At 60.5% G+C, this 12,318-nt stretch carries 10 protein-coding genes; 6 read left to right on the top strand and 4 right to left on the bottom strand.

Going from position 1 to position 12,318, the window contains the following annotated elements; translation table 11 throughout:
* The first annotated feature begins 34 nt into the window (after positions 1–34).
* Positions 35–1,375: a DUF763 domain-containing protein gene (locus tag S101446_RS09435; protein WP_087608239.1), complete on the top strand. Its 1,341-nt coding sequence runs from the start codon at positions 35–37 to the stop codon at positions 1,373–1,375.
* 93 nt (positions 1,376–1,468) lie between these two features.
* Positions 1,469–3,298 (top strand): ABC transporter ATP-binding protein, encoded by a 1,830-nt coding sequence (locus S101446_RS09430; protein WP_244184151.1) that lies wholly within the window; start codon positions 1,469–1,471, stop codon positions 3,296–3,298.
* A gap of 3 nt (positions 3,299–3,301) precedes the next feature.
* Here the strand turns inward: S101446_RS09430 and S101446_RS09425 are convergent, their stop codons facing one another.
* Positions 3,302–4,444, bottom strand: a complete 1,143-nt coding sequence (locus S101446_RS09425) for a retropepsin-like aspartic protease (protein ID WP_087608238.1) — start codon at positions 4,442–4,444, stop codon at positions 3,302–3,304.
* A complete protein-coding gene (locus tag S101446_RS09420) occupies positions 4,410–5,387 on the bottom strand; it encodes an ion channel (RefSeq protein ID WP_053323188.1) in 978 nt (325 codons plus the stop codon). The genes S101446_RS09425 and S101446_RS09420 overlap by 35 nt, the downstream gene beginning before the upstream one ends.
* A 159-nt stretch (positions 5,388–5,546) precedes the next feature.
* On the opposite strand from S101446_RS09420, the gene S101446_RS09415 reads away from it, so the two are divergent.
* Positions 5,547–6,449, top strand: a complete 903-nt coding sequence (locus S101446_RS09415; RefSeq protein ID WP_087608237.1) for a 3'-5' exonuclease — start codon at positions 5,547–5,549, stop codon at positions 6,447–6,449.
* A 9-nt stretch (positions 6,450–6,458) separates the two neighbouring features.
* Here the strand turns inward: S101446_RS09415 and S101446_RS09410 are convergent.
* Positions 6,459–7,210 (bottom strand): IS5 family transposase gene (locus tag S101446_RS09410; protein WP_087608867.1). Its coding sequence is split into 2 segments (ribosomal slippage): positions 6,459–6,877 and positions 6,877–7,210, totalling 753 coding nucleotides; the frame shifts between segments, so codons are not numbered across the junction.
* Between the two features lie 558 nt (positions 7,211–7,768).
* On the opposite strand from S101446_RS09410, the gene S101446_RS09405 reads away from it, so the two are divergent.
* The 3 genes from S101446_RS09405 to S101446_RS09395 all read left to right on the top strand — a co-directional run bounded on the left by S101446_RS09405 (position 7,769) and on the right by S101446_RS09395 (position 11,460).
* Positions 7,769–9,811, top strand: coding sequence for an AAA family ATPase (locus S101446_RS09405; protein ID WP_208620507.1), 2,043 nt, complete (start codon positions 7,769–7,771; stop codon positions 9,809–9,811).
* 26 nt (positions 9,812–9,837) lie between these two features.
* A complete protein-coding gene (locus tag S101446_RS09400) occupies positions 9,838–11,085 on the top strand; it encodes an McrC family protein (protein ID WP_244184148.1) in 1,248 nt (415 codons plus the stop codon).
* Between the two features lie 63 nt (positions 11,086–11,148).
* Positions 11,149–11,460 (top strand): hypothetical protein, encoded by a 312-nt coding sequence (locus S101446_RS09395; protein ID WP_244184146.1) that lies wholly within the window; start codon positions 11,149–11,151, stop codon positions 11,458–11,460.
* Positions 11,461–11,610: 150 nt separating this feature from the next.
* On the opposite strand, the gene S101446_RS18220 is transcribed toward S101446_RS09395, so the two are convergent.
* Entirely contained in the window at positions 11,611–11,862 is a 252-nt protein-coding gene (locus tag S101446_RS18220; RefSeq protein ID WP_208620506.1) for a hypothetical protein, read from the bottom strand.
* Positions 11,863–12,318: the final 456 nt, after the last annotated feature.

Here is a 12,318-nt window from a genome sequence, read left to right as displayed (position 1 = left end):
GGGGCACGGGGGGAGCGCCCACAGGGGGAATGCCATGACCAGACGCGCGGGTTCCGCCGATCTGCCGCTGCATACCGGTCGTGTGCCCGCGTGGCTGGGGCAGCGCATGGCGCGCCTTGGCGCGGTCATCACGCAGGCGATCATCCATCATTACGGGCGCGATGAATTCCTGCGCCGGCTGGCGCATCCCTTCTGGTTCCAGTCCTTTGGCGCGGTCATGGGCATGGACTGGCATTCATCAGGCATGACCACCAGCGTGATCGGGGCGCTCAAGCGCGGGCTGGCCCCGTTGCAGGACGAACTGGGCCTGTATGTGTGTGGCGGCCGGGGCCGCCATTCCCGCCGAACGCCCGATGAACTGCTGGACGTGGGGCAGGCGACCGGCCTTGACGCCACCCCGCTGGTGGCGACCAGCCGCATGGTGGCCAAGGTGGACAGCGCCGCCGTGCAGGACGGATTCGACCTGTACCTGCACGGTTTCGTGGTGGCGGCGGATGGTCGGTGGTGCGTGGTCCAGCAGGGCATGCATACCGGCCGACGCATGGCGCGGCGCTACCACTGGCTGTCCGAAGGGCTGGAGGATTTTGTCGAAGCCCCGCACGCGGCCATTGATGGCCGCGCCACGCAGTCTGCGATCATGAACCTGACCGACCGCCGGGCCGATGCCTCGCGCCGGGGGCAGGTGGGGCTGCTGCATGACATGGGGCCGGACAGGGTGACGCGCGAACTCATGCGCATCGAGGGACGACCGCCCCCACCCGTGCCCGCGCAGGGGGAACTGCCGCACCTGTCCATGCCCGGCCACCATGATGTCCAGCCACAGGATGTGAACATGCGCCGCCTGCATGGTGCGCTGGCGGCGGCGGCGGAAGCGGGGCCACAGGATTTCGCGGGCCTGCTGCGCGTGCCCGGCGTGGGCGCGCGGACCGTACGCGCGCTGGCGCTGGTGGCGGAGGTCGTGCACGGCGCACCCTGCCGTTTTTCCGATCCCGCGCGGTTTTCGCTGGCCCATGGCGGCAAGGACCGCCATCCCTATCCCGTGCCGGTGGCGGTGTATGACCGCACGCTGTCGGTGATGAAGGCGGCGGTGACGGCGGCGAAGCTGGGGCGGGAGGAACGGCTGGACGCCATCCGCAGGCTGGACACGGCCGCGCGCCGTCTGGAGCGGGACGCGACCGGCCCCACATTTTCCGCCATCATGGCGGAGGAATACAACCGTTCACACGAATATGGCGGCCGGTCGGTGTTTGGGTACGAACCACCGCCGCCCCGGCGGGTTTCAGAAGAAGGGCAGGGAGATCGGGTCATGCGCCATGATGGCCAGCCACAGGACCAGCAGGGACATGATGGTGATGCGTCCCGCCACTCGGGATAGGGGTACGTCTGACATGCAGTCATGATACCGGGCCGAATACGGCAGAAATACGGACCAACCCGTTCGCCACGCCTGGAGGGCAGCATCACATCCATGACCGTAATCGATCCCCGTCCGCCCCATCCGGCAGACCCCGATCCCGTGCCTGACATGGCGCGCATGGTCGAACTGCAGCGTTACCGGCATCACCCGCTTGCCTTCATTTTGCATTACGTGCGCCTGCATGTGCGCTGGCATGTCATTATTGTCAGCGCGATTGCGATTGCGGTTGCCTGCAACGTGGGCATGTCCGCCATCATCCGCCATCTGGTCAACGGCATGACGCAGGGCGGGCAGGGGATGGGGGCGGTGTGGGTGTCCATCATCCTGTTCTGCGGCACCATCATCTGTGACAACGCGGCATGGCGTGTCGCGGGGTGGATGGCGTCGGGGGTGTTCGTACGCGTGGGCGGCGATGTGCGACAGGACCTGTTCCGGTATCTGACCGGCCATGCCGCGACCTATTTCGCGGAGCGCCTGTCCGGTGCGCTGGCGGCGCGTGTGTCGGCGGCGGCGGGTGCCGTGGTGGCGCTGGAAAACATGGCGGCGTGGAACCTGCTGCCTTCGGTGCTGAACCTTGTGCTGGCCATTGTCACCCTTGGCACCGTCAGCCCGTGGATGGCGCTGGTGCTGGTGGGCATGACCCTGCTGCTGGGTCTGGGCATATACCGGCTGGCGGGGCGGGGGCAGTTCCTGCACCTGTCCTATGCCGCCGAGGCGGCGGAGGTGGACGGCGAAATGCTGGATGTAATGCAGAACCTGCCGCTGGTACGCGCCTATGGCATGATCGGTTCCGAACATGGCCGCATGCGCGGGCGCATTCAGGTGGAAACGGGCATGCACAGCCGTTCGCTGCGGTACATGGAACAGCTGCGCATGATCCATTCCACCGTTACCGCCTTCATGACCACGGGGCTGCTGGTCTGGGCGGTGGAACTGTGGCGCATGCACCGGGCCACGACCGGGGATGTGGTGATGGTGACGACGCTGGGGTTCCTGATCCTGAACTGCACGCGCGACCTTGCCTTTTCCATGGTCGAGGCGATGAAGCATGTCACCCGCCTGTCCGAAACGCTGGGCCACCTGCTGGTGCCGCATGAACGCAGCGGTGTCGTGGAATCCAGGATCCTGCCCCCCGCCGCGTGCCGGGGGCATGTGCAGTTGCGCGATGTCAGCTTTGCCTATCCCGGCAGCCCGCCTGTCCTGTCGCATTTTGATCTGGATATTCCAGCAGGCAGCCGTGTCGGGCTGGTGGGCGTGTCGGGATCGGGCAAAAGCACCGTCCTTGCCCTGCTGCAGCGCCAGCGTTTCGTGCAGGCGGGGGCGGTGGAAATGGATGGCATCAACATTCTGGAACTGGATGAGGCCAGCCTGCGCGCCACCATGGCGGTCGTGCCGCAGGATGTGTACCTGCTGCGCCGTTCGGTAGGGGAAAACATCCGTTATGGCCGCCCTGACGCCACCGATGCCGAAGTCCGCGCGGCGGCGGAAGCCGCGGGATGCACCGGCTTTATCGCCGCCATGCCACGCGGCTTCGATACCGTGGTGGGGGAACGGGGGGTCATGCTGTCGGGCGGGCAGCGCCAGCGTATCGCCATCGCGCGCGCCTTCCTGCGCAATGCGCCGGTGCTGATTCTGGATGAGGCGACCAGCGCGCTGGATGGTGAAAGCGAGCGCCATGTCCACGCCGCCCTTGAACGGCTGATGGTCGGCCGCACCGTGATCGCGGTGGCGCACCGCCTGTCCACGCTGCGGGGGTTCGACCGTATCGTAGTGATGGAAAAGGGGCGCATCGCCCAGCAGGGCAGCATGGCCGAACTTGAGCGCATGCCCGGCCCCTATCGTGACAGGCTGCTGCCCATGGGCGGCGACCTGCCGGCATAGGGATCAGTGCGTGGTGGTAGGGGGTGCGGGCCGGTCTGTCGGCACCAGCAGCGTGTTGGTGCCTGCGGGTGGCGGCGGGGTTTCGACCATGCGGGCGATGGCGGTGCGCGTGCTCAGCACGCCGTGGGTGGCCTGTCCCCGGTCGTCAGGCATGTCCTGCTGTGGCGTCATGAAGACCATGCCCTGCGGAAAGGCCATGAGAACCCGCCTGCGACGCAGGAAGTTCATGCCCAGGACGCTGTAGCTGGTCTTTTCCACATTCACGTCCAGGCCCAGGTCCTGCCACGTTCCCAGCGTGACATTATCGAAATGATGCCGCCGCCCGTTGAGGATCTTGCCTGCATTGGTGCGCACATGCATGTCCGCATGCAGCATGGCGCTGGTCAGGCCCAGCGCGCGGGCATCCCTGCGGGAAAGGGAGGAGATGTCCGCCCCCGGTTCAACTTCCATCCGTACGGATCGCTCCCCCACCCGCAGCGCCACCCCGGTCATCCGCCCCGTGGAATCGGGCAGCAGCGGCAGCGCGGTGCCATCCGCCCCCAGCCAGTCACGCATTGGCGGGCATGCCCTGTCCTCCCGCGGGAGGAACAGGACCATGCGCCGGGCCGGAAAGTCGAACAGCACGTCATAATTACCCAGCACGTCATACCCGATGATCCCCAGAACGGGTCGGGCGTTGATATGGGGCTGGCCGATTCCCTCCAGCAGGGCGGGCACGTTTTCCGCCATGCCGTTGTTTATGCGCATGGTGTTCAGGGTGGTGGTGTAGGTGGTGTCCTCCCCCGCAATGGTCTGGATGTTTATGATGGATTCCGGCTGGAAATCATGCGGGGTGGCGGCGTACACGCCCACCCTGTCCTGCGTCACGCTGATATAGGACAGCCCGTCCGTCGTGTTGAACGTGACGGGAATGATGGGGCTGCCGCTATTGGTCAGCAGCGGGGCCGTAATGACATGGGCGATGCAGGCGGCGGGCAGGCCGTATGCCAGTTCCGGCGGGGCTTCCGGCGCGGGCGGGGCATGATGGGCGGGACGGGCGTGGACGGACCCCGCGCAGGCCATGATCCCCATGGCGCACGCGCCCGCGCGCATGATGCGCGGCGGATGCAGGTCAGTCAGGCTGGTCAGCCAGGTATTCCGCCACATCGGCAGATGCGTCCTGTGGCGATTCGGTCTGGTCGAAACGGGTGTAGTCAACGGTGATCCGTCCATCAGGCCCGGCGTTTATGATATCCACGAAGCGATGGTTATAGAGCATACGGTCAAATCCGTAAGCGGAGCGAGCGAATACTGTCTGGCCGGATGCTTCGTCCGTGCCGGTCAGGCTGACGATGATTTCCGCTTCCTGCGCCGACAGGTCGTTTTCGGTCATGTTGTACAGCGGGCTGTCCTTATCAATGACATGCGTTGGCGTGCAGGCGAAGCGCAGGACCGGCACATGCGCCTGCTGCAGCGGCAGGGGATCGAACTGTCGCACCACCCGGCCCGCGGGCGTGCGGATCAGGCGGGCCAGCGCACATTCCACATCAACCGACAGGATCGGGCTGCGCCTGCAGTTGGCAATGCGGATATCAAGGTGAAGCTGGTTGTTTTCCCACAGGATGAGCGCCTTGTGGCTGAACATCACCCGTGCGCGTGGACGTGAAAAACGCGCGAAGATCAGCCCCGTCGCCAGGGCATTGATCATCATGCCGCCCAGTACCTCCACCGTTGCGATCAGATTGGCGGTATGGCTGACGGGGATCATGCCGCCATAGCCGACGGTGGACAGGGTCTGCACGCTGAAAAAGAAGAAATCGGCAAAACTGTGCGGATGCGTGCCGCTGATTCCGTTGCTGTCCGCCATGTACAGCAGGGCGAACAGCAGGTTGATGCCGACATAAACCAGCAGGGAGCCGTAGAAGAACGTACTCCACGGCGCGGTCAGGGCATGGTGGTAGAAATCGGACCAGATACGGTCAACCTGTCCCACGCGTATGATCGTGTCGTCGCCCCGGTCCTCCAGCCGGTGGGGATTCGGGGCCGATGACGGTCGGGGCGGGGACGGGTCGGGCGGGATGGGGCGGTCTGGCGTGGCATCCTGTGCCATGGCGTATCCTGTGTGCGGTCGAACGGCATCAGGATCCAGCCGCCCTGACAAGTTTTGTAATATTCCATGTCCCGTCCCAGAACAACGCCCGTTCTGCTGGACGGCGCGTCCATGCTGTCTGCATATCCATGGGAACATGGCCGCCAGAGGAGAACCGCAATGACAGATGACCTGATTTCCGACCCGATGGAACACATGGCCCGGACGCTGGAGGGGACAGGGCGATACCGTGTTTTGCGCCCGCTGGCGCCACGCGTGCTGGACCAGTACCCGGAGGGGACGGGCACGCGGCTTGGCATGTTCCTTGACCTTGAGACAACCGGGCTGAGCGCGGCGAAGGACGAAATCATCGAATTCGGGATCGTCCCCTTCGTCTATACGCTGGATGGACGGATATTGGGGTCGCTGGAACCCTTCAGCCGCCTGCGCGAACCATCCTGTCCCATTCCGCCCCAGATTACCGAACTGACCGGCATTACCCCGGCCATGGTGGCGGGACAGTCCGTCACCCCGGAAGAAGTGGAGCGTTTTGTCGCGCCCGCGTCATTGATTATCGCACATAATGCAAATTTTGACCGCAAGTTTGCGGAACGCTTCACATCTGTCTTCACCACCAAGCCCTGGGCATGCTCCATGCGCGACGTGGATTGGGCGGCGGAAGGGTATGAAGGCCGCAAGCTGTCCTATCTGGGGATGCAGGCGGGGTTCTGGTTTGATGGGCACCGGGCGGTGGATGACTGCCAGGCGGGGATCGCGATCCTGGATCGTGACCTGCCGGTATCGGGGCGTCCGGCGCTGGGCGTGCTGCTGGAAAATGCCCGGCAGATCCGTTGCCGGATCTGGGCCGAGAACGCGCCCTATGAATACAAGGACATGCTGCGCCAGCGCGGTTACCGCTGGAATGACGGAACCGATGGGAACCCGCGTGCATGGTCCATCTCGCTACCTGAGGAGCAGGTGGAAGCGGAACTGGCCTTCCTGTCAGCCGAGGTCTTTGCCCGCCCCGTTGAACTGCCCGTAACCCGCATCACGCCGTGGGACCGCTTTTCCACGCGGTGCTAGGCTCAGGACTCATTCTTTGAGATAGAAGATGAAGCTTGCTGCGATGTGGATTGCAGACATGAATGTATGAGCGCAGCGGTCGTATCTGGTCGCTACACGTCGCCAATCTTTCATGTTTTCGATAAGGTGGCGCTTTTTATACAGGTGCCAGTTGTAAGATGGCTTTGATTTCCGGTTCTTCCTCGGTGGAATGCAGGCGGTAATGTTCCGTTCGACAGGATATCGTCTGATCCGGTTGCTGTCATAACCCCGATCCCCGATGACCTCTTCTGTTCCTTCCGGCAGGTACGCCAGAAGAACATCTGCTCCTTTGAAGTCACTGACCTGTCCAGCAGTCAGATGAAGCCGGACCGGTCGGCCCTGACCATCGCACACGGCATGGAGTTCTGAGTTCAGGCCGCCTTTCGTGCGTCCGATATGCCGGGGAAAAGCCCCTTTTTGAGCAGGGAGGCCGATGTCCGATGCGCCTTGAGATGTATTGCATCAATCATCAGGCGCTTTGAACGGCCTGCCTGTTCTGTCAGGGCTACAAAGATCCTGTCCAAGACGCCCAGGCAGCTCCACCGGATGAAGCGATTATACAAAGTCTTGTGCGGACCACACGCTTTCGGAGCGTCTTTCCACTGAAGACCGTTGCGGATCACATAAACGATCCCGCTCAGAACACGCCGGTCATCCACCCGTGGCACTCCGTGCGCCAGAGGGAAAAACGGCTCAATCCGCTCCATCTGGCTCTCAGACAGCAAAAACACGTCACTCACAGCCTCACCTCCATCGGTAAGTCTCTGAATCACAATGGCTTGCTCAGTTCAATAAATTAATAGGTCCTGAGCCTAGGATGGCGCGTGGGCAATCCTGTCCGTGCATGAACAGTATGAAACCGGGCCATGTCAGAAACGGTCGTAACGGGACAGGAATGAGTGTGAGATACCTTTGTTTCCATCTTGCCACCGTTTATGTCGTATCCGTTCCGTATCAATGCCTTCCCCTGTCCGCCGGGCCGGAACGGGGCCGAGGACAGGTCTGCCATGCAGATTTCCATCTTCGGTTCCGGCATAACAGGCGTCACGATACGGTGAACATGAGGCGTAAAAGTACAGGATATGCACGAAGGGCGGTTCAGGACGTGGGCGCGCGAAGCGGAATTTTCCGCTGACAGGACCGCGCGGCCGATCATGGTCAGTCGGGTCGGTACGCCGCCAGCGGCACGGATAGGGTCGTCATGGCGAAACTGAAGCCGACCGCAGATGGCGGCGGGCAGAGCGCAACGTATTTTGCACTGACCCGCACCGATGCCGTGGATTTCAAAAGGGACAGGCATGACAGATGATGAATTACTGGCGCATTTCGCCAGCAATGCCCCGGATTTTCAAAAAATACTGCCGGATCTGACCACGGAAGAAAAAAGCAGTTTCTGCAAGATTGCACGTATTGTCCATGATGCCGGTCTGGACTGGTACTTCACTGATAAAACAGATGAATACTTTCGCTTTGGTCGCAAGAATGCCTATGACAAGATGGCTGGTCGACAGAAGGTGCTCGGCTTCATGGAAAAGAAGGGGGGCGAATGCCGCCTTTCGTTCAATGCAGGAAGCCTGCCGGACCTGCAGGAATACAAGGACGGATACTTCCCGCTTGATGGTAACGCCGTAAATGTTATCCAGCGTGTCCTTGTCCATAATCAGGAAATCATCAGGGGAAGACTGGCATTGGCCCGTCCCGGCCTGTGGCCTGATGACTATCCGCCCCGTCCGGAAAACAGTAACGCACCCACGTCGCAGGACGCCATGACAGGAAAAGAAGACGCCATGCCCGATACATCCACGCCAGATGCCGTGAACCTGATTCTGTACGGGCCGCCGGGCACGGGTAAGACCTATGCCACGGCGGCCGAAGCCGTGGCGCTGTGCGGTGAGACGGTGCCAAAGGACCGCGAGGAACTGATGGCGGTCTATCACCGCCTGATGCGTGCGGGCCGGATCGAATTCGTCACTTTCCACCAGTCCCTGGCTTATGAAGATTTCGTGGAAGGACTGCGTCCCCAGCAGAACACGACAGTCTGCGGCCCCGAAGGCGAACAGCCCGCAGCAGGGTTCACGCTGGCGCCAAAGGATGGCATCTTCCGCCAGATCGTGCGTGAAGCCATGAATGAAAACCTGGAAGGGAAAGACCTGTTTTTCCAGGGAAAACAGTTTTTCAAGATATCCCTTGATGCGACGGATGGCAGTGATAACGACCATATCTTTGAAAACGCCATAAAGGGTCGTTACGCCACCATCAGCTATGGAAACGTGGATTTGAGAGATCCGCGTTTTGCCGACCCGGACGCCATCCTGCACGCCATGCGGGAGGCAGACGTGGGGAAACAGGGGAACAGGCTCGAGGCCAGATCAGGCTGGGTCAGGATGCCGACCGTCTTTCGCAACAGTATCCGCAATGGTGACATTCTTATCGTCTCACGCGGGGAAAATGCGTTCCGCGCCATTGGCATGGTAACCGGTGACTATGACTATAAACCGCTTGAGGCACAGCCGAATTACGTGCATCGCCGCCGGGTGGAGTGGTTGTGGGTGGACCCGGCGGGCCAGCCGGTCAGCAATATCTATCCCCCCGGTTTTTCCGGGGCGACCCTTTATCAACTGGACCGCAACCAGGTCAACATCCCGGTACTGGAACAGTATATCGAGGCGCAGCAGGACGTACCACCCGCCGCGGCGGAACCTTATGTCCTTATTATAGATGAAATCAACCGCGCTAATATTTCCAAGGTCTTTGGCGAACTCATTACCCTGCTGGAACCTGATAAACGGCTGGGGAAGCCCAATGAACTGCGGGTGCGCCTGCCCTATTCGGGTGACCTGTTCGGTGTACCGTCCAACCTGCATATCATTGGTACGATGAATACGGCGGATCGCTCCATCGCGCTGCTGGACACCGCGCTGCGCCGCCGGTTCGATTTTCGGGAACTGATGCCTGATCCGGATCAGCTTAAAACCGTGGATGGCATCAACCTGACAAAGATGTTGCGCGCGCTGAATGAACGGATTGAATACCTGTTCGACCGCGAACACCAGATCGGGCATGCCTATTTCATCGGGTGCAAAAACCGCAGCGATATCGACCGGGTCATGCGTGACCGGATCATCCCGCTGCTGGCGGAATATTTTTACGAAGACTGGGACAAGATCGCCGTCGTGCTGGGGGACGCGGACACGAACCGTGAAGGCGGATTTCTCAAGTGTGACGAACTGGAGGTCCCAGCCGGGTTGGGGGGAAAAGGAGAAAGCGACACATACTACTTCCGCTGGCGCGTACGCACTGTGAAGGAAGGCTTTGCTTACAGGGGACTTCTGGACGCATGATCCGCCGTATGGTCCTAGAGTGGAATATGCTGCCATACGGGGAAAAAGAAGATGAAATTCCCCTTGGTATTGCCGCCCGCCTGATGACGGTAGCTGACGCCTCTGACATACCCGACGTGCTGCGGTACGAGCGCCATGGCCTGCGGGCCGGCAGCGTGGTGGGGATTATTGTCGCCCCCGGTGTCGAACTGGAAATCCTGCCCAAGATCGAATCCCTGGAACAGCATGGCACGCAGGCGAGCGACAGCATACGCAGTCGTCTGGTGCATATGCTGGCAGTCGTGCTGGACATGACCGTGGACGGTGGCGATCTGGCCCATATGGGCACGCAGGACGAAACCCTGCTGGAAGTTGTGATAAGACTGTTCGTCCGGCGGTTGTGTGAAGCGGTGCGGCGCGGCCTGCCCCGTCGCTATGTTGAGCAGGCCGACGACCTGCCGGCACTGCGGGGCAGGCTGGATGCCATCCGGCAGTTCAGCGTGCTGGCGGTCAGCCCGCAGAAGCTGGCGTGCCGATATGATGTATTGGGCTGTGATACGCCACTCAACCAGATCATGAAGGCGGTGGTGGGACGGCTTTTGCAACTGGCGCGTGCGACGGATAACCAGAAAAGATTGCGGGAACTGGCATGTATCTACGCGGATGTCAGTCCCGTCCCCGTCGCAGCCCTGCGCTGGGACGCGGTGACGGTGGACCGTACTACCGCACGCTGGACCACGTTGATCGAACTGGCGCACCGGTTGCTGCACAAACCGTACCAGACAACATCGAATGGCGCGACGCAGGGGTTTTCCCTGCTGTTTGACATGAACGTGCTGTTTGAAAAATACATCGCCTACTGGTTACGGGTAGCACTGGAGGGAACGGGCCTGCATGTGGTGGTTCAGGGCGGCGGGGACTATGCGCTCTATACACCACCCGACAACAGGGGCGTGTTCCTGACCATTCCAGATATCCTGATCAAACGTGATGATAAAATTGTAAAGATCATCGACACCAAATGGAAACGTCTTGCCCGGCAGGAAAATGATCCCAGGCAGGGTGTAAAGCAGGCCGATATCTATCAGATGATGGCATATGGCAGGATTTATGACTGTCCGCATCTCATGCTGCTTTACCCGCATCATGCGAGGCTTGGCGGCAACCTGGTTCGCAATCTGCACCGTATCGCAAGACGTGCCGGTCCTGACGTGCTGGAAATCGCAACCGTAAATCTGTCGGACAACAATACGGGCCTGCTACACAGGCTGCGGCAGTTATGTGACGTCGCCTGACCGTCGGGCAGGGGAAAGGACACGCATGCACCCGCCTTCACGATTGAAAAATGGGTCCGTGTCATGGCCGGTCATTGTTGTGATGGTGTGTGGCACCGTGACGGCAGCGACGGTTGCGCCAGCGCGCTCCCGATCTGCCCCGCGTTGCGCGAACGGCTGATTGCGTGGGCAGATCGCTATAATGCGTGCGGGGACCATTTGCCCCCGGAACGGCAGGCCGCTTTTGACCTGAAGGAATTTTCAGCCGATGGGCTGAAGATCGCCCGCGCGATCAGGGCTGAACTGCCGGGCTGGACCATTGTCTATTTTGATGCGGCAAAATGCGACTACGGCAACCGTGAACAGCCACGGCATGAATTTGAATATGAAGTCTGATTTGCAGGAGCGGCGGGCGGAGGACTGCCCATTCCGCCAAGGGCAGGGGACTGGCGCAAATTCATTCGTGGACCGGTCCCGCACCGGCTCTTATGGCGCGGGACCGGATTTCAGGCACGACAGGACAGCGGGTGTCCCTTACCCGCCTGGTTAATGATGATGGTCGCGGCGATCTTCTTCCCTGTGGTCGTGGTGGGCTTCGTCTTCGCGCATGTCCTTGCGATGTTCATCTTCACGCAGGTCTTTGCGGTGTTCGTCCTCATGCATGTCCTTGCGGTGCATTTCTTCCTTATGGTGCCGCTCCATCTCGGCCCGGTCATGCATGTCGTCCGCACGCGCGGCAAGGGGAGCGAGCAGGCCGGTAGCCACCACGGCGGAGAGGGCGAAGGGCAGAAGTTTCATGGGGATTATGTCCTTATCTCGATCTGGAAGAAACGGATAATGCCTGTCTTGCAATTGAAATGAAATGTTACAAACGATAAGCACCCATGCATTTTTGCCCATGCGGGAGAATATTCGGGCGCACACACTGGCCTGAACACCACAATGCGCACAGGTCATGATACGAGGCAGGAACCGTATAATGTGGTAATTCCGGTAATGGATGGTAATTAACATGCCATTTTATTGCATTTCACCATACAAAAAAAACCGAAATCACCCAATATTCGGTGATTGTAGTATATGGCGGTCACTAACTTCATGTTTGGCGGGGATTGGGGGAAGCCATTATTCCGACAATATTACTTTTTATCCCTGACAAAATGCCGTGGGTTATTTTTACCTGGTCCTTTTTTTTGCAAAATATAACAAAAGCACAAGCATTATATCTAATATATGTATTTCAGTTATTAAATA

It is taken from the genome of Komagataeibacter europaeus (assembly GCF_002173515.1).
Taxonomy (GTDB): domain Bacteria; phylum Pseudomonadota; class Alphaproteobacteria; order Acetobacterales; family Acetobacteraceae; genus Komagataeibacter; species Komagataeibacter europaeus.
Note: the sequence above shows the minus strand (reverse complement) of the source record. Positions and strands in the feature narration are given on the sequence as shown.